The organism is Streptomyces laurentii, assembly GCF_040635425.1.
GTDB lineage: Bacteria > Actinomycetota > Actinomycetes > Streptomycetales > Streptomycetaceae > Streptomyces > Streptomyces laurentii.
In genome coordinates this window covers 26,652-47,427 of record NZ_JBEYHT010000027.1, presented here as the reverse complement: position 1 = coordinate 47,427, position 20,776 = coordinate 26,652, and the positions used below count along the sequence as shown (strand labels likewise).

Below are 20,776 nucleotides of genomic sequence, written 5' to 3'. Positions count from 1 at the left end.
TCATTCAAGAACGTACGGTCAAAAATCCATCCGCTCGCCCACCTCGCACAGGAGTGACCATGTCGTCGTCCCGATTCACCGGCCGCACCGTCCTCGTCACCGGCGCCAGAGGCGGTCTCGGCCGCTCCATCGCGCTCGCCTTCGCCGCCGAGGGCGCGCAGGTGGCCGTGTCCGGCCGCCGGGCCGCCGCCCTCGACGAGACGGTGGCGCTCATCGAGGCCGCGGGCGGCACCGCCCGCGCGGTCACCGCCGACGTCTCGGTCGCCGAGGACATGCGCCGGGCCGTCCGGGAGACCGTCGCCGCCTTCGGCTCGCTGGACGTGGCGGTGAACAACGCGGGGGTGTTCCGGGGCGGCCACAGCGCGGCCGACTTCCCGCTCGACGACTGGCAGGCGCTGCTCGACGTCAACGTCTCCGGCGTCCTGCACTCGCTCCAGGCCGAGATAGCCCACATGCGCGCCCACGGCGGCGGGGCCATCGTGAACATCTCGTCCAACCTGGGCGCCCACACCCGGCGGCCGGGCCTCTTCGGCTACCAGGTGTCCAAGGCCGCCGTCTCCGCGCTCACCCGGGCCGCCGCCCTCGACCACGTCGGCGACGGGATCCGGATCAACGCGGTGAGCCCCGGGGCCGCCGAGTCCGCGATGTCGCTGCGCCCGGGCGAGACCGAGGCCGAGCGGGCGGTGCGGATGAAGGGGCAGTCGCCGCTCGGCCGGATCACCTCGGCCCGGGAGGTGGCGGCGGCGGTGCTCTACCTGGCCTCCGACGAGGCCGGCTCCGCCGTCGGCACGGACCTGGTGATCGACGGCGGCGTCTCGGCCTGACCGGCAAGGGGCCGCGCGGGACGCGGATCAGCCCTGCGCACCGCCCTGGAGGGCGGCCGGGTCCATCCAGGACACCTCCCAGTGGTGCCCGTCCAGGTCGGCGAAGGAGCGGCCGTACATGAAGCCCAGCTCCAGCGGCTCCTTCGCCGGGCTGCCGCCCGCGGCCAGGGCCGCCTCCGCCAGGGCGTCGGCCTTCTCCCGGCTCTCCGCGCTCAGCGAGACCAGCGTCTCGGTCACCTTCGTGGCGTCGGCGATCTCCTTGCCGGGCGCGGTGAAGGCCCTGAACTTCTCCTCGGTCAGCAGCATCACGAAGATCGCGTCGCTGATGACGACGCACGCGGCGGTCTCGTCCGTGAACTGCGGGTTGACGGAGAAGCCGAGCTTCTCGTAGAACGCCTTGCTCGCGTCCAGGTCCTTCACCGGCAGGTTCACGAAGATCATCTGGGGGGCCATGGTGGTCACTCTCTCTTCCGTCGCGGTGCTTTCGAGAGGTAAGACGGCCGGCCTCACCGGAACTCATCGCTCTCTCGCGCTTTTCTTCGAAGAGATTCCAACCCGTCAGCCGGCCGCCCGCAGTGTGAGCGCCGCCAGCGGTACGAACCCGCCGCCCTCGCCCCGGGGCGCGTCGGTGGACACGTCGCGGCCGGCGAGCCGGCGGAGCAGGGCGAGCGCGATCCGTTCGCCCTGCGCCTTGGCCCGGTCGGCCAGCGGACCCTCGTGCAGCCCGTCGATCGTGGCGTGCCACAGCTGCACCCAGCGGCCGAAGTGGGCGGCGGTCAGCGGCTGTACGGAGTGCACGGCGGAGTGCGGGGCGAAGGCGTCGTGCCGGTACGCGGCGGTCCGGAACAGCGCCCGCTCCCAGAAGTCGCCGATCCGCGGCAGATGGACCTCCAGGTCCGTGCCGGCGATCTCGGTGAAGAAGGGCCCGATGAGCGGGTCGGCGAAGGCGGCCGTGTAGAAGCGCCGCAGCAGCACGTCGAGGTCGGCGCGGCCGCGGATGTCGGGGACGTCTCGGGTGACACGCATGGGTCCAGGGTCGCGCGCCCGCCGCCGGCCCGCACAGAGCCGAAGGTCCCTGTCCGGTGCCCTGGGCCGGTCACGGGAGCCGGGACCGACACCCCCGGGCCGCCTTGGCCACCGGGCGGCCGCACCACCCGTACGTATCAGCGGGCGGTCGCACCACCCGTACGCATCACCCGGCGGCCCCACCGTCCCGTACGCGTCACCGGACCGGAGCCGGGGCCCGCTCCGGGGCCCGCTCCGGGATCCGCCCGCCGGCCCGGCCCGCCCTCCCCGCTTCTCCCGCCCCGTCGTCCCCGCCGCCGGGACCGCCCGCACCGGCCGGGCCGCCCGCGCCACCCCCCGTACCGTCCTCCCGCCGGCCCCCGCCCGCCCGGCGGCCGTTCTCGTCGCGCGTCCCGCCACCACCACCGAGGAGGGCGGCGCCGAGCGGGGTGAGCGTGTGCAGGACCGCGTTGCCGTTGCGCAGGGTGGCGATCAGCCCGGCCTCGCGCAGCACCCCGGCGTGCTGGCTGGCGGAGGCCAGGGACACCCCGGCCCGGCGGGCCAGCTCGCTCGTCGTACCGCCGTCGCCGATGGCGTGCAGGACCGCCGAGCGGGTGTGGCCGACCAGCTTGGCGAGCGACGGCAGGCCGGGCGGCCGGACCGTCGGGGACTCGCCGTGGGTGAGCGGGTAGACGAGGACCGGCGGCAGCGTGGGGTCGCGCAGGACGACCGGGGTGCCGCGGCAGAAGTACGAGGGCTGGAGCAGCAGCCCGCGCCCGTCGAGCCGGACGTCCCGGTCGACGGGGTAGTCCGCCTCCAGGACGGGGCTGTGCCAGCGGAGCATCGGCGGCAGGGAGGCGAGCAGCTCGTCCGCTCCCCCGTCGAGCAGCGCCCGGCCGCGCCGCACCCGGTCGGCCTCGACGCGGGCCTGGATGTGCGTCCAGTACGGCTCGACGGCGGCCCGGTGGTAGTCGCGCAGCGCCCCGGACAGCCGGCCGAGCGCCCCGCCGCAGCCGTCGGCGAGGGAGCGCAGCGCGGCCGGTACGGCGGGCCGCCCGGTGGCCGCGGCGCCGATCTGGGCCAGTTCGGCGTGGAGCCGGGCGGCCGGGGTCGCGCGGATCGCGTCAAGCGCCTCGTCGAGACCGAGGATGCCCTCCGGGGGGTTGAGGAAGTCGGGGAAATAGCCGCGTCCCGGGACCAGTGCGGCGAGCAGCCGCGTCTCCGTGCCGAGCCGTACCCGTGCTTCCGACCGCCATTCCCGGAACACGACCGGGCCGCGCCGGTCCCGTATCCGGTGAAAGCTGAGAATCGTTTCCCACAACACGTCCGGCTGGGCTGCCATCCTCACCCCGGCCAGATCGGCCCCGGTGAAATGAATCCGCAGCATCGAACCCCCACCTGTGCACTCGCAACCACCCCCGACGACGAGTATGCACAGCATCACAGCACGTTACCAGGGTGTTTCAGCCAGACTTGAAAAGCCTCGCGGTGAACGGCCGGAAACCGAAAAGCTGTGATCGGCCGGACGGGGAACCTTCGAGGACCGAGGTGACGCGACGAAGACCGTGGGGGGCTTCGGCGCGTCCGGCGGCGGTCGGCGAGGTTGCGGCTCATCCGCCCGGCTAACGGAATGGGCGCGGCCTCCGGGTGGGGATCCGGAGGCCGCGCCCATGTCTTTGTTTGCGAAAGTTCAAAGGCGAAATTCCTGTGCCGTCGCGATGTGAACACGACGCGAACAGGAGCTCACCTTTCCGCACACCCGAACCCATCGAAATCCTCGATACCCCCGCAACCCCTTCCACCCCTCCGGGCACTTCCCGCGCACCACCGCCCCCAGGTTTCCCAGGGAAAACCGAATACCTTTCCGGGAATGCGTATGGGAACACAGCCTGGAAGGCATTCCGGGGCGAAGGGAAGAAATAGCCGGATAAGCCGGGAACAGCCGAAGAGGCCATGGAAACGCGACGGGGCGGACACCTCCGCACAAAAGGTGTCCGCCCTGTCTCTTCACGGAAACCGGGGCCGCCGCCCATCGGTTCTGAGGGTCGGGGACGAACGGCGGCTCCGGTGGTGCGCGGCCCCCGCTTCACCGGTCCGGGGACCCGGACCGGCGGGGGCGCGGCGGGTCAGCGGCTGTCGCTGCCCTTCGACTCGGCCGCCGCGCGGCCGGCCTCCAGGCGCGCCACCGGGATCCGGAACGGCGAGCAGGAGACGTAGTCGAGACCGACCTCGTGGAAGAAGTGCACCGACTCCGGGTCGCCGCCGTGCTCGCCGCAGACGCCGAGCTTGATGTCGGGGCGGGTGGCCCGGCCGGACTCCACGGCCTGGCGGACCAGGGCGCCGACGCCGTCCTTGTCGATGGTCTCGAAGGGGCTGACGCCGAAGATGCCCTTCTCCAGGTACGCGGTGAAGAAGCTGGCCTCCACGTCGTCGCGGGAGAAGCCCCAGACCGTCTGCGTGAGGTCGTTGGTGCCGAAGGAGAAGAACTCGGCGGCCTCGGCGATCTGGCCGGCGGTCACGGCGGCGCGCGGCAGCTCGATCATGGTACCGAGGGCCAGCTTCAGGTCGACGCCGGTGCGGGCGACGACCTCGGCGATGACCGCCTCGGCCTCCTCGCGGACCAGCTCCAGCTCCTGGACGGTGCCGACGAGCGGGATCATGATCTCGGCACGCGGGTCGCCCTTCGCGTCGATGCGCTCGGCGGCGGCCTCGGCGATGGCGCGGACCTGCATGGTGAACAGGCCGGGGATGACCAGGCCGAGGCGGACGCCGCGCAGGCCGAGCATCGGGTTCTGCTCGTGCAGCCGGTGGACGGCCTGGAGCAGGCGCAGTTCGTTCTCGTGCGGCTCCTTGCGGGCCTCGGCGAGGGCGACGCGGACCGACAGCTCGGTGATGTCGGGCAGGAACTCGTGCAGCGGCGGGTCGAGCAGCCGGACGGTGACGGGCAGGCCGTCCATCGCCTCGAACAGCTCGACGAAGTCGCCCTTCTGCAGCGGCAGCAGGGCCTTCAGCGAGGCCTCGCGCTCCTCGTCGGTGTCGGCGAGGATGAGGCGCTCGACGTACTGGCGGCGCTCGCCGAGGAACATGTGCTCGGTACGGCACAGGCCGACGCCCTGGGCGCCGAAGCGGCGGGCACGGGCGGCGTCCTCGGCGTTGTCGGCGTTGGCGCGGACGCGCAGCCGGCGGACGCGGTCGGCGTAGGCCATGATCCGGTGCACGGCCTGGACCAGCTCGTCGGCGTCGTCGGCGCCGGCGTGCGTCCGGCCCTCGAAGTACTCGACGACCGGCGACGGTACGACGGGTACCTCGCCGAGGTAGACCTTGCCGGTGGAGCCGTCGATGGAGACGACGTCGCCCTCCTCGACGACCACGCCGGCGGCGGTGGTCATGCGGCGGCGCTTGGTGTCGACCTCGAGCTCCTCGGCGCCGCAGACACAGGTCTTGCCCATGCCGCGGGCGACGACGGCGGCGTGCGAGGTCTTGCCGCCGCGGGAGGTGAGGATGCCCTCGGCGGCGATCATGCCGTCCAGGTCGTCCGGGTTGGTCTCGCGGCGGATCAGGATGACCTTCTCGCCCGAGCGGGACCACTTGACGGCCGTGTACGAGTCGAAGACGGCCTTGCCGACGGCGGCACCCGGGGAGGCGGCGATGCCGCGCCCGACCTGCTCCACCTTGGCGTTGTCATCGAACTTCGGGAACATCAGCTGCGCGAGCTGGGCGCCGTTGACACGCTGGAGCGCCTCGGCCTCGTCGATGAGGCCCTGGTCCACGAGCTGCGTGGCGATGCGGAAGGCGGCACCGGCGGTGCGCTTGCCGACGCGGGTCTGCAGCATCCAGAGCTGGCCGCGCTCGATGGTGAACTCGATGTCGCACAGGTCCTTGTAGTGCGTCTCGAGGGTTTCCATGATCTGCATGAGCTGGTCGTACGACTTCTTGTCGATCGACTCGAGCTCGGCGAGCGGCACGGTGTTGCGGATGCCGGCGACGACGTCCTCGCCCTGGGCGTTGGTGAGGTAGTCGCCGTAGACGCCCTGGTGGCCGGAGGCGGGGTCGCGGGTGAAGGCGACGCCGGTGCCGGAGTCGGGGCCGAGGTTGCCGAAGACCATCGAGCAGACGTTGACGGCGGTGCCGAGGTCGTGCGGGATGCGCTCCTGGCGGCGGTACAGCTTGGCCCGGTCGGTGTTCCAGGAGTTGAAGACCGCCTCGATGGCCAGGTCCATCTGCTCGCGGGCGTCCTGCGGGAAGTCGCGGCCGGTCGCGGTCTTCACGATGCCCTTGAAGCGCTCGACGAGCCGCTTCAGGTCGGCGGCGTCCAGGTCGGTGTCGCTGGCGGCGCCCTTGGCGGCCTTGGCCTCGTCGAGGGCGTCCTCGAAGAGCTCGCCGTCCACGTCGAGGACGGTCTTGCCGAACATCTGGATGAGACGGCGGTACGAGTCCCAGGCGAAGCGCGCGTTGTCGGCCTGGGTGGCGAGGCCCTCGACGGAGGCGTCGGAGAGGCCGATGTTGAGGACCGTGTCCATCATGCCGGGCATCGAGAACTTGGCGCCGGAGCGGACGGAGACGAGCAGCGGGTCGTCGGCCTGGCCGAGCTTCTTGCCCATGGTGCGCTCGAGGGCGTCGAGGTGCGCGCTGACCTCGTCGCGGAGGGCGGCCGGCTCGGCGCCGCTCTCCAGGTAGACCTTGCAGGCCTCGGTCGTGATCGTGAAGCCGGGGGGAACCGGGAGACCGAGGTTGGTCATCTCGGCGAGGTTCGCTCCCTTGCCACCGAGAAGGTCCTTGAGGTCCTTGTTGCCCTCGGTGAAGTCGTACACGAACTTCTGATCATTGAATTCCGACACGGGCCACGACTCCTCGACGACTCGGTTGGCTGCCCTGACGGCGAGGAACATACCCAGATCGAAGGCTTCTGGGGAGGTACGCCTACCGGTCATCCGGTCTTAACCACCCGTCCGCCAGCGCATCGAAAGTTACCGGCGGGTAGCCTGCGCTTTCAGTCCCCGAAGCTCTTTTGACTCAAATCAGGACCCAGGCGCTCACATGAGCGCACAATCCGGCACTTGCGTTCAAGGCTTGAACGAAAGAAGGGTGGCACGCAGTGCCACCCTTCAAACGGGAGAGGGTCTACAAGACCGCTCATCTGAGCGCTACCCCTATCAAGGGTGGCGAGAATCACTCGCTGAAAACGCTCTTTTGAGACCCCGAAGGGCCCTTGGTCTCACCCTCCGGACGTGTCCAGCTCGGCGTCTTCGCTCACTCCGGAGCAGTCGTACGGGTCCTTCAGCCAGCCATCCGGAAGGACAACCCGCCCATTTCCGGACGTACGACCCCGGGGGCCGTCCGCGCCGACCGGCCACGGCTGGTCCAGGTCCAGCTCGCTCAACTGAGCGCTCAGTTCGTCCAGGGACGACGTAATGGCCAGCTTCTTGCGCATCTCCGAACCCACGGAGAAGCCCTTGAGGTACCAGGCCACGTGCTTGCGGAAGTCGATGACACCCCGTGCCTCGTCGCCCAGCCACTCCCCGAGCAGCCGCGCGTGCCGCACCATCGTGTCCGCGACCTCGCGCAGCCCCGGCCGCGCGTAGTCCTCGGTCCCCTCGAAGGCCGCCACCAGGTCCCCGAACAGCCACGGCCGCCCGAGGCAGCCGCGCCCGACGACCACGCCGTCGCAGCCGGTCTCGCGCATCATCCGCAGCGCGTCGTCCGCCGACCAGATGTCGCCGTTGCCGAGCACCGGGATCTCCGGCACGTGCTCCTTCAGGCGGGCGATGGCCTCCCAGTCGGCCGTGCCGCCGTAGTGCTGGGCGGTGGTGCGGCCGTGCAGGGCGATCGCGGTCACGCCCTCCTCGACGGCGATCCGGCCCGCGTCCAGATACGTGAGGTGGTCGTCGTCGATGCCCTTGCGCATCTTCATGGTCACGGGCAGCGCGCCCGCGTTGCCCACGGCCTCGCGCAGGATCGCCCGCAGCAGCGGCCGCTTGTACGGCAGCGCCGAGCCGCCGCCCTTGCGGGTCACCTTCGGCACCGGGCAGCCGAAGTTCAGGTCGATGTGATCGGCCAGGTCCTCGTCGACGATCATCCGGACCGCCTTGCCGACGGTCTCCGGGTCCACCCCGTACAGCTGGATCGAGCGCGGCTTCTCGCTCGCGTCGAAGCGGATCAGCTGCATCGTCTTCTCGTTGCGCTCGACCAGCGCCCGCGTCGTGATCATCTCGCTCACGTACAGGCCCTTGCCGCCGCTGAAATCGCGGCAGAGGGTGCGGAAGGGGGCGTTGGTGATGCCGGCCATGGGCGCGAGCACCACCGGCGGCTGCACGATGTGCGGGCCGATGGCGAGGGGGGAGAACACGGTCATCCGCCCATTGTCCCGCACCGCGCCCGCACCGCGGGAGTCGTACGATCCGCCCCGGCCAGGCCGTCGCCGGAGCCCGCCCGCCTACGATGGGCCGATGACCTCACGCACGCAGGGCGCGGACGCGCACCCGCAGCGGCATGAAGAGGCCGGGGACGACGCGGAGCGGCTCACGGTCGCCGTCTCGATCCTGGCCCTGCTCGCGGACCGCACCCGGCTGGCCCTGATGCGGCGGCTCGGCGAGGGCGAGGCGGATGTGACCACCCTCACCGAGGCGTGCGGCGCCCCCCGCCCCTCGGTCAGCCAGCATCTGGCCAAGCTCCGCCTCGCCGGCCTGGTCACCGCCCGCAAGGACGGCCGCCGGGTCGTGTACGCACTGCGGCACGGCCATCTGCGCCGCCTCGTCGACGAGGCCCTGAACGTCGCCGACCACCAGATCGGCGCGCTCCCGCCGCACGACTGATCACGCGCGGGTGTGCTTCGGCCGGGTCAGAAGCAGGAGATGGTCGTCGAAGGACGCATCAGCAAGGAGCTGGCCTCGTCACGCTGACCGACGTGGTTGCCGTCCACGAAGTCGTCGCTCAGCTGGTCGGGGTAGACCACGCTGCCCGGGTTCACGCAGAAGACGAGACCGCCACCGTAGTTGACGTCGTAGTAGTAGTGGCTCTCGTAACCACCGCTGCTGGAGTTGCTGGCCGCCCACGAGTTGTCGTTCACCCCGCGCCCACTGGTGAACACGTCGTTGGTGAAGTCGGGGTCGCTGTTGTAGTAGTTGTGCACGGACACTCCGATGTTGCCCTCGAAGAGGCAGTGGTAGCCCGAGGGGCAGACAGGGCCGGCCGAGGCGGTCGACGCCGTCGCGATGCCACCGCCCACGAGGAGCGCGGTCGCCCCGGCGACAGCGGCGAACTTCCGGCGGAATCTGGACTTCGTACCGATCGTGCTCATGAAGTGTTCTGCCTTTCGGTGGTCGGCGGTGCTGAGAGAGGCACGGCCCGCGAGGGCGCGCGGAGGAGGGAAAGCTCCTCCGCGCGCCGTCCATGTCGGGTCAGAAGCAGGAGACGGTCGTCGAGGGACGCATCAACAGGGAGCTCGCCTCGTCACGCTTGCCGATGTGGTTGCCGTCGACGTTGTCGTCGCTCAGCTGGTCGTAGTCGACCGAGCTGCCCGGGTTGACGCAGAAGACGAGACCGCCGCCGTAGTTGACGTCGTAGTAGTAGTGGCTCTCGTAACCGCCGCTGCTGGAGTTGCTGGCCGCCCACGAGTTGTCGTTCACGCCGTGCCCGCTGCTGAACGTGTCATTGGTGAAGTCGGGGTCGCTGTTGTAGTAGTTGTGCACGGAGCTTCCGAGGTTGCCCTCGAAGAGACAGTGGTAGCCCGAGGGGCAGCTGGGGCCGGCCGAGGCGGTCGAAGCGGTGGCGATGCCGCCGCCCACGAGGAGCGCGGTCGCTCCGGCGATGGTGGCGAGCGTCCGGCGGAATCCGGCGTTCTTGCCGATCGTGCTCATGGTGTGTTCTACCTTTCGGTTGTCGGATGTGCTGTGAGTGAGAGGCACGGTCCGTGAGGGCGCACGGAGGAGGGGAGCTCCTCCGTGCGCCGCCCGCGGTCCGGTCAGAAGCAGGAGACGGTCGTCGACGGGCGCATCAGCAGGGAGCTGGCCTCGTCACGCTGACCGACGTGGTTGCCGTTCACGCCGTCGTCGCTCAGTCGGTCGTAGTTGACCGCGCTGCCCGGGTTCACGCAGAAGACGAGACCGCCGCCGTAGTTGACGTCGTAGTAGTAGTGGCTCTCGTAACCACCGTTGCTGGAGTTACTGGCCGCCCACACGTTGTCGTTGATGTTGATCGACATACCGTCGAAGGTGTTGTCGGTGAAGTCGGGGTCGCTGTTGTAGAACGCGTGCCCGCCGGGCTCGCCGAGCCCGTTGTAGAAGACGCAGTGGTAGCCCGACGCGCAGTTGGGGCCGGCCGAGGCGGTCGCCGCGGTGGCGACGCCGGCGCCCACGAGGAGCGCGGTCGCGCCGGCGACGGCGGCGACCTTCCTGCGGAGGCCGGACTTCGGGCGGGTCTGGTTCGAGAACATGAGTGGTTCCCTTTCGTATGAGGACGTACGAGAACATGGGGAGGACATCCGCTCCCGGGGCCGGGAGCGGAAGACTGTGGATCCCCGCGTGCGGGAGAACTCAGCCGGCCGTCGCGCCGAGGACCTTGTCGGCCTCTTTGTTCTGGCGGTCCGACAGCTTCTTCCAGTCGGCGCCGACGGTCGGGTGCCCGTCGAGCCAGTGCTGTTGGGCGACGGCGAGCCGCTGGTACGCGGTGGTCAGGTACCCCGTCTCGGCCTTGCAGCGCAGATCCGCCGCGGCGACCGGGCTGGTCCGCCGGTCCTCGGCCGAGCGCAGCGAGTTCAGGACCGCGACAGGATCCTGGGCCTTGACCTTGGCCCGGTCCATGCACGCCCGCCAGCGCGTGGTCGCCGCCCGGAACTCGGGGTCCTTCTCCACGTCGCCGCGTGCCTGCTCCTGCGCCTCGAAGAGCATGATCCGCACCTGGAGCCAGCGCATCCGGCCGTCGCCGAGCAGTCGCTTCTCCGCCTCGGCGAGGCAGCCCTCGCCCGGCCGGGACACGCCCAGCCGCAGCCCCTTCGTACTGACCCGGGCGCTCTCCCGGCCGAACAGGGCCCGGGCGTAGGCATCGGTGCTCTCCGGGCTGCCCGGCCGGGGCGGCTTCTCGGGAGACGGCGTGGCGGCGGTACGCGGCGGGGCCGAGGACTCCAGGCCGAACGGCTGCGGGCGCTCCTCGGCCGGAGCCCCGTCCGCCCCGGTGTCCGAAGCCGGGGCCGCGGGGGCGTAGCGGTAGCCGTGCTCGGCCATGCAGGCGATCGCGACTTTCTGCTGAGCCCGGGCGCCGCGCAGCTGCGGTGTGAACAACAGACCGGTAACGGGGAGGAGTTCGTGCAGCCCGGTGAGCGCGGCCGGTTCCATCGTGCGCTTCGCCGCCGGGGCCGGGGCCGCGGACGACGCCCCGGCGGACCCGGAGCAGCCGGCCGTCGCGACGAGGGCCACTCCGGCGGCCGCTCCGGTGGCCAGCGCGCGTACGAGCCCCCGCGCGGCGACACGCGCGCCGCAAACGTTCTTCGTCCGGGTCCCGGCCATTTTACGATCCACCGTCCTGTCGATGAGTGCGTTGATCCGGTGCTGGTCGGACAGATTCTGTGAGGTCAGGGGGAGTTCGGTGAACGTTGTTGCACTGGAACGCAATTACCGTGGTGGGAGGGGTTGAGAGGATGCTGCGCATCCACTTCACGGGGGAGGACCTCGCCCGGGTGCGGATCGCGCCCGGACCCGATCCGATGTGGGAGCTGCTGCTCAGCCTCCACCGGCTGCGAAGACGGGACGCGGGGGTGCTCTTCAGGCCCTGGCTGCGGGAGGCGCTGCCCCGAGTCCCGCCCGTCACCCGCCTGTTGACCGCCCTCGCGCCGCCCGTCGGGTACACGGTGGACTTCCTGACGCCTGCGGTCGGCGGCGGCCTGACCGAGCGGATCGAGGCCCTGCGTGCCACGCCGCTGCGTCAAGTGCACCGTGATCTGGGCGAGTTCACGCGCCAGAACGGGGCGAGGCGCATGCCGTCCTGGAGCCGGGACCTGGCGGAGGGGGGCGCCGGGGGCATCGGCCGGATCGCCGACGCGGCGGACGCGTACTTCGCCACGGTGCTCGCCCCGTTCTGGGAGCGCATCCGGGCCCAGGTGAGCCGGGACAGATCGCGGCGCTCGACCGTGCTCGCGGAGGGCGGCTGGGACGCGGTTCTCAGCACGATCCATCCGTCCGCGCGCTGGGACTTCCCGGTGCTCCGGCTCGACTTCCCGGTCGACCAGGACCTGCACCTCGACGGCCGCGGCCTGCTGCTCCAGCCGTCGTTCTTCTCCCGGTACGCCCCGACGACACTCGCCGACCCGACGCTGCCGCCGGTCCTCGTCCACCCGATCGAGCACGACGCCGCCTGGGCGGCTCCGGAGTCCGGGCCGGCCGACGGGCGCGCGCTCGCGGCGTTGATCGGGCCGACCCGGGCGATGCTGCTGTCGGCCCTCGCGGACGGCATCGCGACGACGGGCGAGCTCGCGCGCGCCGCGGGCACCTCGGCGCCCAACGCCAGCCGCCACCTCACGGCGCTGCGGGAGGCGGCCCTGGCCACCAGCCTGCGCCACCGCAACGCGACCCTGCACACGGTCACCGAACTGGGCCTCGCGCTCCTGGAGGGAGGCAGCACCCGCATCCGTACGTGACGGGGACACGGGCGCGGAGCCGGACACGGACACGCACACCGCGGCGAGCTGTCCGGCGGGCACGCCGGACAGCCACCCCCTAACGCGTGCGCATGTACGCACATGTTGATTACGATGGAATCGTCCCGCACGCTCCCGCACGCTGCCCACGTCTCACCCGCCCGACCCGGGACGGAGCCGGCCATGCTGTCCGTACTGCGTGATCGCACCTACCGCCACCTGTTCACCGCCCAGGTCGTGGCCCTGACCGGCACCGGTCTGGCGACGGTGGCGCTGAGCCTGCTCGCGTACGACCTCGCGAAGGCCGACGCGTCCGCGGTGCTCGGCACCGCGCTGGCGATCAAGATGATCGCCTTCGTCGCCATCGCCCCGCTGGCGGGCGCGCTCGCCGACCGGATCCCGCGCCGGACGCTGATGGTGGCGATGGACCTCACCCGCGCGACGGCCGCGCTCGCGCTGCCGTTCGTCACCCAGGTCTGGCAGATCTACGTCCTGATCTTCGTCCTCCAGGCCGCGTCCGCCGCCTTCACCCCGACCTTCCAGGCCACCATCCCCGAGGTCCTGCCCGCCGAGCGCGACTACACGCGGGCCCTGTCGCTGTCCCGGCTGGCGTACGACCTGGAGAGCCTGTTCAGTCCGGCGCTCGCCGCCGGGCTGCTGACCCTGGTCTCCTCCGGCTGGCTGTTCGCCGGCACGGCGGCCGGGTTCCTGGCCTCCGCCGCGCTCGTGGTCTCGGCGGTCCTGCCGAAGCCGGCGCCGGCGGAACGTTCCGGCGGGGTGTACGCGAAGGCCGTCTTCGGCATCCGCCTGTTCCGGGCCACCCCGCGGCTGCGGGCCCTGCTCGCGCTGGACCTCGCGGTCGCCGCCGCCGGCTCGATCGTCTTCGTGAACACGGTCGTCCTGGTCCGCGACCACTTCCACCGGCCCGCCGGGGCCCTCTCGCTCGCCCTCGGCGCGTACGGCGCGGGCTCGATGCTCGCCGCCCTGGCCCTGCCCCGTCTGCTGCGCCGGACCGGCGACCGGGCGGTGATGCTCCCGGCCGCCTTCGCGCTGCCCGTGATCCTCGCCGCCGTCGCCGTGCCGGCCGCCGTCGCGCCGAGCACCTGGTCCTGGTGGGCGGTCCTGGGCGCCTGGGCGCTGATCGGCGCCGCCTGCTCGGCCGTCCTCACCCCGGGCGGGCGGGTGGTCCGCCGCTCGGCCGCCGACCCGGACCTGCCCGCCGCGTTCGCCGCCCAGTTCTCCCTGTCCCACGGCTGCTGGCTGCTGACCTACCCGCTGGCCGGCTGGCTCGCCGCGGGCGCGGGCCTGCCGGTCACCGCCGCGGTCCTCGGCGCCGTCGCGCTCGCCGCCACCTTGGCGGCCACCGCGCTGTGGCCCGCGCACGACCCGACGTACCTCGAACACACCCACTCCGACCTGCCGCCCGGCCACCCCCACCTCGCCGGCTCCCGCCCCTCCCCCGCCGGCCTGCGCCATGCCCACCCCTACGTCATCGACCAGCACCACCCGACCTGGCCCCGTCTCTCCCCCACCGCCCGCTGACCGCCGGCGGGCCCGCCCGATATTCGGGCACACGTGCGGGTGGGCGTCGGCAGTCGTAGGATCCGCCTATGCCCGAGCTCACGCGCGGTCGGAAGCTGGTCGTCCTCGCGATCTGCTGTATGAGTCTGCTGATCGTCAGCCTCGACAACACCGCGCTCAATGTGGCGCTGCCGTCGATGCGGCGCGAGTTCGGGGCCTCGGTCGCCGGGATGCAGTGGACCGTCGACGCCTACGCGCTGGTACTGGCCTCGCTGTTGATGCTCTCCGGCTCCACCGCCGACCGGATCGGCCGCCGCCGCGTCTTCACCGTCGGCCTGGTCGTCTTCGTGCTCGGGTCGCTGCTCTGCTCGCTCGCGCCCAGCCTGCCCGCGCTGGTCGCGTTCCGGATGGTGCAGGCCGTCGGCGGGTCGATGCTCAACCCGGTCGCCATGTCCATCATCACCAACACCTTCACCGATCCGGCCGAACGCGCCCGCGCCATCGGCCTGTGGGGCGGGGTCGTCGGCATCTCGATGGCGATGGGCCCGCTGGTCGGCGGGCTGCTCGTCGAGACGATCAGCTGGCGGGCGATCTTCTGGGTCAACCTGCCCATCGGTCTCGCCGCCCTGCTGCTCACCCTGCGCTTCGTCCCCGAGTCCCGCGCGCCCCACCCCCGGCGCCCCGACCCGGTGGGCCAGATCCTGGTGACGGCGCTGCTGGCCTCCCTCACGTACGCGATCATCGAGTCCAGCCTGCCGGTCGCCGGGGTCTCGGTGCTCGCCCTCGCCGGGCTCCTCTATTACGAGCCGCGGCGCCGCGAACCCCTCATCGACCTGCGGTTCTTCCACAGCGCGCCGTTCACCGGAGCGACCGTGATCGCGGTCTGCGCCTTCTCCGCGCTCGGCGGCTTCCTCTTCCTCAACACCCTCTATCTGCAGGTCGTCCGCGGTCTGTCGGCGCTGCACGCGGGGCTGTTCATGCTGCCGATGGCGGCGATGAGCCTGATCTTCGCGCCGCTGTCCGGCCGTCTGGTCGGGGCGCGCGGCCCGCGCCCGTCGCTGCTGCTCGCGGGCACCGCGATGACGGCGGGGGCGCTGATGTTCGCCGCCTTCCACGCGGAACGCAGCACTCCGCTGCTGTTCACGGGGTACGTGGTGTTCGGCATCGGCTTCGGCCTGGTGAACGCCCCGATCACCAACACCGCCGTCTCCGGCATGCCCCGCTCCCAGGCCGGGGTCGCGGCGGCGGTCGCCTCGACCAGCCGGCAGACCGGGCAGACACTCGGGGTCGCGGTGGCGGGCGCGGTGCTCGCGGCGGGGCTCGGGGCGGTCCGGCACGCGCCCGGCGGCTGGAGCCTGGACGCGTTCCTGGCGGCGAGCGAACCGGCGTACTGGATCATCACCGGCTGGGGCCTGTGCGTCCTGGTCGCCGGCGCGGTGAGCAGCGGCGCCTGGGCCCGGCGTACGGCGCGGCACACCGCCGAACTGCTGCAGACGGCGGACGGGGCTCACCCCACGCCGGCGAACGCTCCCCCGCGCTGACCGGCGCTCAAATCGCCCTGCGCGGCCGCCGCCTCTTCCGCGAGCAGCAGATCCCGGAGCCGTTCGAGGCCCGCCCGGGACTCCGCGTCGAGATCGCGGTAGAGCGCCCCGAAGGTGCGGTTGCCCGGGTCACGAGGTGACCCGGGCCGTCGTGCCGTACGTGCCAGTCCTACTCGGCGGCCTCCTGGCCGCCGGTCTCCTGCCGCGTACGCTCGCGCATCTTCTTCAGCAGCTCCTGCTTCCGCTCGTCGGCCTGGCGGCCTGCGGCGGCCCGGCTCTGCGCGTTTCCGTGCTGTTCGGCGCGGGACAGCTTCTTGCGCTGTCCGCCGACGCCGAGGAGGTTGTTGCGGCTCTTGGCCATGGGTGTCTCCCCTCCGGTGAGGTGGGCGTTCGGTCGATCGTCGGTCGCGGCGTGCGCGACGCGCTCACTCGTAGATCGGGAGATAGGAGTACATGCCGTCGACGCTATCCCCTGCCCCGAGCCCTCGGCACCCGATTTTCCCGCCCCCCGCTCCCTCCCCCGGTCAACCGACTGACAGATATTGAAATCTGTCATCCCCCATGTCATTCTCGAAGAGTGACAGCCGTCACGGACCGGATTCCGACTCCCAGGAGACCGTCATGCTCCCCACCCGCACCCTCGGCACCACCGGCCCCCGCGTCTCCGCCCTCGGTCTCGGCTGCATGGGCATGTCCGCGCTGTACGGCGCGGCCGACCGCGCCGAGTCGATCGCGACCATCCACGCCGCCCTGGACGCCGGGGTCACCCTCCTCGACACCGGCGACTTCTACGGGATGGGCCACAACGAGCTGCTGATCAACGAGGCGCTGCGCACCGCCCCGGCCGCCGCCCGCGAACGGGCGCTGACCAGCGTGAAGTTCGGCGCCCTGCGCACGGTCGAGGGCGGCTTCGGCGGGGTCGACGGGCGCCCGGCGGCCATCCGTAACTTCCTCGCGTACTCGCTCCAGCGCCTGGGCACCGACCACGTCGACATCTACCGACTGGCCCGGCTCGACCCGGACGTCCCCGTCGAGGAGACCGTCGGCGCCCTCGCCGAGCTGGTCGAGGCCGGCCACATCCGGCACATCGGACTGTCCGAGGTCGGCGCCGACACCCTGCGCCGGGCGGCGGCGGTCGCCCCGATCGCCGACCTCCAGATCGAGTACTCGCTGATCTCCCGGGGCATCGAGGAGAAGATCCTGCCCACCGCCCGCGAACTGGGCATCGGCATCACGGCGTACGGGGTGCTCTCGCGCGGTCTGATCAGCGGCCACTTCGCCCGCGACCGCGAGCTGGCGCCCGGCGACTTCCGGGGCGCGAGCCCGCGCTTCCAGGGCGCGAACCTGGACCGGAACCTCGACCTCGTGGACCGGCTGCGCGCGGTCGCCGAGGCCAAGGGCGTCACGGTGGCGCAGACCGCCATCGCCTGGGTGCTCGCCCAGGGACCCCGGCACGGCGCGGACATCGTACCGCTGGTCGGCGCGCGCACCCGCGAGCGGCTGACGGAGGCGCTGGGCGCCGTGGACGTCCCGCTCGACGCGGCCGATCTGGCGGCGATCGAGGCGGCCGTCCCGGCGGGCGCGGCGGCCGGCGCGCGCTACGCGGAGGGCCAGATGGCCCTCCTGGACAGCGAGCGCTGACCGGGCCGGACTCCCCGGTACTGTCGTGACCATGGCCGTCACCGAGACCCTGACCGCAGAGCGCATCCTCGCCGCCACCGAGGAGGTGCTGCGCCGCTACGGCCCCGCGAAGGCGACCGTGGTGGACGTGGCCCGGGCGCTCGGCGTCAGCCACGGCAGCGTCTACCGGCACTTCCGTACGAAGGCGGCGCTGCGCGAGGCCGTCACGGAGCGGTGGCTGGAGCGGACCTTCGTCCCGCTCGCACCGTTCGTCGAGGGCTCCGGGCCGGCCGACGAGCGGCTGACCGGCTGGCTGACCGCGCTGTTCGACCTCAAGCGAACGAAGGCGGGCGGCGACCCGGAACTGATGGCCACGTTCAAGGTGCTGATCGGCGAGAACAGCGCGGTGGTCGACCGGCACGAGGAGCGGCTGGTCGAGCAGATCGCCCGGATCCTGGCGGACGGTCACCGCGCGGGCGTGTTCGCCGCCCCCGAGACGGACTTCCGCACCACGGCCCGCGCGGTCTTCGACGCCACCGACCGTTTCCACAACCCGGCGCACGCGGCCGAGTGGGCCGGCCCGGACGCCGACGCGGCGTTCGCGGCGGTGGTGGCGCTGGTGCGGCGCGCGCTGCGGGCGTGACCCGGGCACGTCGCCTCGTCCGGATGCGTACGGGAAAGCCCCCGGTTCCGCTGGTCGGAACCGGGGGCTTTCCCGTACGGGATGCGGCTGATCAGCAGCCGATGAGGCGGGAGGCCAGGTAGCCCTGGATCTGGTCCAGGGAGACGCGCTCCTGCTTCATGGTGTCGCGCTCGCGCACGGTCACCGCGTTGTCCTCGAGGGTGTCGAAGTCGACGGTGATGCAGTACGGGGTGCCGATCTCGTCCTGACGGCGGTAGCGGCGGCCGATGGCGCCGGCGTCGTCGAACTCGATGTTCCAGTTCTGCCGCAGGTCGGCCGCGAGGCCCTTGGCCTTCGGCGAGAGCTGCGCGTTGCGGGACAGCGGCAGGACGGCGGCCTTGACCGGGGCCAGGCGGTGGTCGAGGCGCATCACGACGCGCTTCTCCATGACGCCCTTGGCGTTGGGGGCCTCGTCCTCGGTGTACGCGTCGAGCAGGAAGGCGAGCATGGCACGGCCGACACCGGCGGCGGGCTCGATGACGTACGGCGTGTAGCGCTCGCCGGACTCCTGGTCCAGGTACGTGAGGTTGGCACCCGACGCCTTGGAGTGGGCGTTCAGGTCGTAGTCGGTGCGGTTGGCGACGCCCTCGAGCTCGCCCCACTCGCTGCCGCCGAACTGGAAGCGGTACTCGATGTCGGCGGTGCGCTTGGAGTAGTGGGAGAGCTTCTCCTGCGGGTGCTCGTACCAGCGCATGTTCTCCTCGCGCATGCCGAGGCCGGTGTACCAGTTCCAGCGCTGCTGCATCCAGTACTCCTGCGCCTCCTCGTCCTCACCCGGCTTGACGAAGTACTCCATCTCCATCTGCTCGAACTCGCGGGTCCGGAAGATGAAGTTGCCCGGAGTGATCTCGTTCCGGAAGGACTTGCCCATCTGGGCGATGCCGAACGGGGGCTTCTTGCGCGAGGTCGTCTGGACCTGGAGGAAGTTGGTGAAGATGCCCTGGGCCGTCTCGGGACGCAGGTACGCGACGGAGCCGGAGTCCTGGGTCGGGCCGAGGTGGGTGGCGAGCAGACCCGAGAAGTTCTTGGGCTCGGTGAAGGTGCCCTTGTTGCCGCAGTTGGGGCAGTTGAGGTCGGTGAGGCCGTTCTCGGGGAGACGGCCGTGCTTCTCCTCGTACGCCTCCTCCAGGTGGTCCGCGCGGAAGCGCTTGTGGCAGGAGGTGCACTCGGTCAGCGGGTCGGTGAAGGTGGCGACGTGACCCGACGCCTCCCAGACCTCGGTCGCCAGGATGACCGACGAGTCGAGACCGACGACGTCCTCGCGCGAGGTGACCATGTAACGCCACCACTGGCGCTTGAGATTCTCCTTGAGCTCGACACCCAGCGGTCCGTAGTCCCAGGCGGCACGCTGACCGCCGTAGATCTCGCTGCACGGGTAGACGAAGCCACGGCGCTTGCTCAGGCTGACGATGGTGTCGATCTTGTCGGCGGCCACGGTGCTCTCTTCATTACGACGACGAAGTGCGAATGCCCCAGGGTACCGGCGCCCGTACCTCCTCTTTCAAATCGGTTGTGCGTCGTCGAGCGGAAAGCGGGGGAAGGCGGCGCCGGGGCACCGGGCCGCCTCCCGACTTGTACGTGTCTGCCTGGATAAGAGCTCTGGCGTGACCTCGCCGGTCGGACCGCGGGGCCGAGGTTCCCCTCGACGAGGGTGCGGACGAGCGTCCGCCGGATGCCCTCCACGGCGGCGCGGGCCGCCGGCGGCATGGAGCCCCGGTGGGCGAGGCTCCGGCCGGCCGGCGAGGACAGCGGGGGCGTGGATCAGCCATGCGCGGACCGTACGGGGAGCCTCGGACGGTGAGACTCCCGACAGTGGGGCTCCGAAGGGAATCAGCGCAGGTCCAGACAGGTTTTCGGGTGAAGGACCGCACGTCTGTACGCCTGGACACACGTTCGGTAATTGACAATCGTTTCCACTCTTGTTGAAAATGGCTTTCATGAACGTTCCCGGGCCGATACGACTGACCGCCGCCGCCGGAGCCCTCGCGCTCGGCCTCGCCACCCTGACCGCCTGCGGCGGGACCTCGGACGCGGCCGACCGTAAGAACGACGGCAAGCTCCATGTGGTCGCGTCGTTCTACCCCGTGCAGTTCCTGGCCGAGCGGATCGGCGGCGGGCACGTCTCCGTCGAGTCCCTCACCAAGCCGGGCGTCGAGCCGCACGACCTGGAGCTCAAGCCCCGGCAGATCGGCCGGCTCACCGACGCCGACGTCGTCCTCTATCTGAAGGGCGTCCAGCCGGCCGTCGACGACGCCATCGAGCTGGCGGGCGTCGAGCACACCGTCGACGCCACCACGCTCACCACGCTCGAAGAGCACGGCACCGAGGTCGGCCACGCGCACGGCGCGGAAGGGGCGGAGGGGGCGGCGGGCGAGGGAGCGGGCCACGAGGGACACGCCCACGCGGCCGAGACCGGCGCCGGCGACCCGCACGTCTGGCTCGACCCGGTGAAGTACGCCGAGGTCGCCCGGGGCGTCGGCAAGGTCTTCGCCCAGGCCGACCCGGCCCACGCCGCCGACTACCGCAAGAACACCGACACCCTGGTGAAGCAGCTCGGCGCACTGGACACCGAGTTCAAGGACGGCCTGAAGAACACCGCCACCCGGACCTTCATCACCACCCACTCCGCCTTCGGCTACCTCGCCGAGCGCTACGGACTGGAGCAGGAGGGCGTCGCCGGCGTCGACCCCGAGGCCGACCCGTCCCCCGCCCGCGTCAAGCAGCTCCAGGACATCGCGCGCGCGGACAAGGTCTCCACTGTGTTCTTCGAGACCCTCGCCAGCGACCGGACCGCCAAGACCCTGGCGCGCGACACCGGTCTGCGCACCGACGTGCTCGACCCGCTGGAAGGCATCACCGACCAGTCCAAGGGCGACGACTACTTCCAGGTCATGCGCGCCAACCTGGCCGCGCTGCAGACCGCGCTCGGCGCCCGGTGACCGCGCGACGCGGCGCG

19 protein-coding genes are annotated in these 20,776 nt (G+C 71.5%); 8 read left to right on the top strand and 11 right to left on the bottom strand.

The window, feature by feature from the left end; translation table 11 throughout:
* The first annotated feature begins 59 nt into the window (after positions 1 to 59).
* The gene (locus tag ABZ693_RS18650; RefSeq protein ID WP_359878164.1) at positions 60 to 824 is read left to right on the top strand and encodes an SDR family NAD(P)-dependent oxidoreductase; all 765 of its coding nucleotides are present in this window, start codon (positions 60 to 62) and stop codon (positions 822 to 824) included.
* 27 nt (positions 825 to 851) lie between these two features.
* Here the strand turns inward: ABZ693_RS18650 and ABZ693_RS18645 are convergent, their stop codons facing one another.
* The 5 genes from ABZ693_RS18645 to dusB form a co-directional block, all read right to left on the bottom strand.
* Positions 852 to 1,277 carry a VOC family protein gene (locus ABZ693_RS18645; protein ID WP_359878162.1) on the bottom strand — a complete coding sequence of 142 codons (426 nt, stop codon included), beginning with the start codon at positions 1,275 to 1,277 and terminating at the stop codon, positions 852 to 854.
* A 105-nt stretch (positions 1,278 to 1,382) separates the two neighbouring features.
* On the bottom strand, positions 1,383 to 1,850 hold the full coding sequence (locus tag ABZ693_RS18640) for a group III truncated hemoglobin (protein ID WP_359878160.1): 468 nt from the start codon (positions 1,848 to 1,850) through the stop codon (positions 1,383 to 1,385).
* Positions 1,851 to 2,046: 196 nt separating this feature from the next.
* Complete coding sequence (locus tag ABZ693_RS18635) at positions 2,047 to 3,216, bottom strand: ArsR/SmtB family transcription factor (RefSeq protein WP_359878158.1); 1,170 nt, start codon at positions 3,214 to 3,216, stop codon at positions 2,047 to 2,049.
* A 739-nt stretch (positions 3,217 to 3,955) separates the two neighbouring features.
* Positions 3,956 to 6,667, bottom strand: a complete 2,712-nt coding sequence (ppdK, locus tag ABZ693_RS18630) for a pyruvate, phosphate dikinase (RefSeq protein WP_359878155.1) — start codon at positions 6,665 to 6,667, stop codon at positions 3,956 to 3,958.
* A gap of 377 nt (positions 6,668 to 7,044) precedes the next feature.
* Positions 7,045 to 8,181 (bottom strand): tRNA dihydrouridine synthase DusB, encoded by a 1,137-nt coding sequence (dusB, locus tag ABZ693_RS18625; RefSeq protein WP_359878153.1) that lies wholly within the window; start codon positions 8,179 to 8,181, stop codon positions 7,045 to 7,047.
* A gap of 94 nt (positions 8,182 to 8,275) precedes the next feature.
* On the opposite strand from dusB, the gene ABZ693_RS18620 reads away from it, so the two are divergent.
* On the top strand, positions 8,276 to 8,641 hold the full coding sequence (locus ABZ693_RS18620; RefSeq protein ID WP_359878150.1) for an ArsR/SmtB family transcription factor: 366 nt from the start codon (positions 8,276 to 8,278) through the stop codon (positions 8,639 to 8,641).
* 26 nt (positions 8,642 to 8,667) lie between these two features.
* Here the strand turns inward: ABZ693_RS18620 and ABZ693_RS18615 are convergent, their stop codons facing one another.
* The 4 genes from ABZ693_RS18615 to ABZ693_RS18600 form a co-directional block, all read right to left on the bottom strand.
* Positions 8,668 to 9,126, bottom strand: a complete 459-nt coding sequence (locus tag ABZ693_RS18615; RefSeq protein WP_359878147.1) for a hypothetical protein — start codon at positions 9,124 to 9,126, stop codon at positions 8,668 to 8,670.
* Between the two features lie 100 nt (positions 9,127 to 9,226).
* Positions 9,227 to 9,685, bottom strand: coding sequence for a hypothetical protein (locus ABZ693_RS18610; protein WP_359878144.1), 459 nt, complete (start codon positions 9,683 to 9,685; stop codon positions 9,227 to 9,229).
* 104 nt (positions 9,686 to 9,789) lie between these two features.
* Positions 9,790 to 10,260 (bottom strand): hypothetical protein, encoded by a 471-nt coding sequence (locus tag ABZ693_RS18605; RefSeq protein WP_359878141.1) that lies wholly within the window; start codon positions 10,258 to 10,260, stop codon positions 9,790 to 9,792.
* A gap of 100 nt (positions 10,261 to 10,360) precedes the next feature.
* A complete protein-coding gene (locus ABZ693_RS18600; protein WP_359878139.1) occupies positions 10,361 to 11,329 on the bottom strand; it encodes a hypothetical protein in 969 nt (322 codons plus the stop codon).
* Positions 11,330 to 11,460: 131 nt separating this feature from the next.
* Here ABZ693_RS18600 and ABZ693_RS18595 point away from each other — a divergent pair, with 131 nt between their 5' ends.
* The 3 genes from ABZ693_RS18595 (at position 11,461) to ABZ693_RS18585 (ending at position 15,518) form a co-directional block, all read left to right on the top strand.
* Positions 11,461 to 12,456 carry a helix-turn-helix domain-containing protein gene (locus ABZ693_RS18595; RefSeq protein ID WP_359878137.1) on the top strand — a complete coding sequence of 332 codons (996 nt, stop codon included), beginning with the start codon at positions 11,461 to 11,463 and terminating at the stop codon, positions 12,454 to 12,456.
* Between the two features lie 183 nt (positions 12,457 to 12,639).
* Positions 12,640 to 13,998, top strand: a complete 1,359-nt coding sequence (locus ABZ693_RS18590; RefSeq protein WP_359878134.1) for an MFS transporter — start codon at positions 12,640 to 12,642, stop codon at positions 13,996 to 13,998.
* A 68-nt stretch (positions 13,999 to 14,066) separates the two neighbouring features.
* A complete protein-coding gene (locus ABZ693_RS18585; RefSeq protein WP_359878133.1) occupies positions 14,067 to 15,518 on the top strand; it encodes an MFS transporter in 1,452 nt (483 codons plus the stop codon).
* 169 nt (positions 15,519 to 15,687) lie between these two features.
* On the opposite strand, the gene ABZ693_RS18580 is transcribed toward ABZ693_RS18585, so the two are convergent.
* The gene (locus ABZ693_RS18580) at positions 15,688 to 15,879 is read right to left on the bottom strand and encodes a DUF6243 family protein (protein WP_359878131.1); all 192 of its coding nucleotides are present in this window, start codon (positions 15,877 to 15,879) and stop codon (positions 15,688 to 15,690) included.
* Positions 15,880 to 16,139: 260 nt separating this feature from the next.
* On the opposite strand from ABZ693_RS18580, the gene ABZ693_RS18575 reads away from it, so the two are divergent.
* Both ABZ693_RS18575 and ABZ693_RS18570 read left to right on the top strand, forming a co-directional pair.
* Positions 16,140 to 17,159 (top strand): aldo/keto reductase, encoded by a 1,020-nt coding sequence (locus tag ABZ693_RS18575; protein WP_359878128.1) that lies wholly within the window; start codon positions 16,140 to 16,142, stop codon positions 17,157 to 17,159.
* 31 nt (positions 17,160 to 17,190) lie between these two features.
* Positions 17,191 to 17,781 (top strand): TetR/AcrR family transcriptional regulator, encoded by a 591-nt coding sequence (locus tag ABZ693_RS18570; RefSeq protein WP_359878125.1) that lies wholly within the window; start codon positions 17,191 to 17,193, stop codon positions 17,779 to 17,781.
* A 91-nt stretch (positions 17,782 to 17,872) separates the two neighbouring features.
* Here the strand turns inward: ABZ693_RS18570 and ABZ693_RS18565 are convergent, their stop codons facing one another.
* Positions 17,873 to 19,255: a glycine--tRNA ligase gene (locus ABZ693_RS18565; protein ID WP_359878122.1), complete on the bottom strand. Its 1,383-nt coding sequence runs from the start codon at positions 19,253 to 19,255 to the stop codon at positions 17,873 to 17,875.
* A gap of 502 nt (positions 19,256 to 19,757) precedes the next feature.
* Here ABZ693_RS18565 and ABZ693_RS18560 point away from each other — a divergent pair.
* Positions 19,758 to 20,759 carry a metal ABC transporter substrate-binding protein gene (locus tag ABZ693_RS18560; protein WP_359878119.1) on the top strand — a complete coding sequence of 334 codons (1,002 nt, stop codon included), beginning with the start codon at positions 19,758 to 19,760 and terminating at the stop codon, positions 20,757 to 20,759.
* Positions 20,760 to 20,776 lie beyond the last annotated feature (17 nt).

Bases quoted from the DNA above. Each gene is read 5' to 3' on its own strand.
- ABZ693_RS18580 (WP_359878131.1), bottom strand. From the start codon at position 15,879: ATGGCCAAGAGCCGCAACAACCTCCTCGGCGTCGGCGGACAGCGCAAG.
- ABZ693_RS18615 (WP_359878147.1), bottom strand. From the start codon at position 9,126: ATGAGCACGATCGGTACGAAGTCCAGATTCCGCCGGAAGTTCGCCGCT.
- ABZ693_RS18635 (WP_359878158.1), bottom strand. From the start codon at position 3,216: ATGCTGCGGATTCATTTCACCGGGGCCGATCTGGCCGGGGTGAGGATG.
- ABZ693_RS18645 (WP_359878162.1), bottom strand. From the start codon at position 1,277: ATGGCCCCCCAGATGATCTTCGTGAACCTGCCGGTGAAGGACCTGGAC.
- ABZ693_RS18590 (WP_359878134.1), top strand. From the start codon at position 12,640: ATGCTGTCCGTACTGCGTGATCGCACCTACCGCCACCTGTTCACCGCC.
- dusB (WP_359878153.1), bottom strand. From the start codon at position 8,181: ATGACCGTGTTCTCCCCCCTCGCCATCGGCCCGCACATCGTGCAGCCG.
- ABZ693_RS18620 (WP_359878150.1), top strand. From the start codon at position 8,276: ATGACCTCACGCACGCAGGGCGCGGACGCGCACCCGCAGCGGCATGAA.
- ABZ693_RS18585 (WP_359878133.1), top strand. From the start codon at position 14,067: ATGCCCGAGCTCACGCGCGGTCGGAAGCTGGTCGTCCTCGCGATCTGC.
- ABZ693_RS18610 (WP_359878144.1), bottom strand. From the start codon at position 9,685: ATGAGCACGATCGGCAAGAACGCCGGATTCCGCCGGACGCTCGCCACC.
- ABZ693_RS18575 (WP_359878128.1), top strand. From the start codon at position 16,140: ATGCTCCCCACCCGCACCCTCGGCACCACCGGCCCCCGCGTCTCCGCC.
- ABZ693_RS18605 (WP_359878141.1), bottom strand. From the start codon at position 10,260: ATGTTCTCGAACCAGACCCGCCCGAAGTCCGGCCTCCGCAGGAAGGTC.
- ABZ693_RS18640 (WP_359878160.1), bottom strand. From the start codon at position 1,850: ATGCGTGTCACCCGAGACGTCCCCGACATCCGCGGCCGCGCCGACCTC.
- ABZ693_RS18650 (WP_359878164.1), top strand. From the start codon at position 60: ATGTCGTCGTCCCGATTCACCGGCCGCACCGTCCTCGTCACCGGCGCC.
- ABZ693_RS18560 (WP_359878119.1), top strand. From the start codon at position 19,758: ATGAACGTTCCCGGGCCGATACGACTGACCGCCGCCGCCGGAGCCCTC.
- ABZ693_RS18600 (WP_359878139.1), bottom strand. From the start codon at position 11,329: ATGGCCGGGACCCGGACGAAGAACGTTTGCGGCGCGCGTGTCGCCGCG.
- ABZ693_RS18570 (WP_359878125.1), top strand. From the start codon at position 17,191: ATGGCCGTCACCGAGACCCTGACCGCAGAGCGCATCCTCGCCGCCACC.
- ABZ693_RS18595 (WP_359878137.1), top strand. From the start codon at position 11,461: ATGCTGCGCATCCACTTCACGGGGGAGGACCTCGCCCGGGTGCGGATC.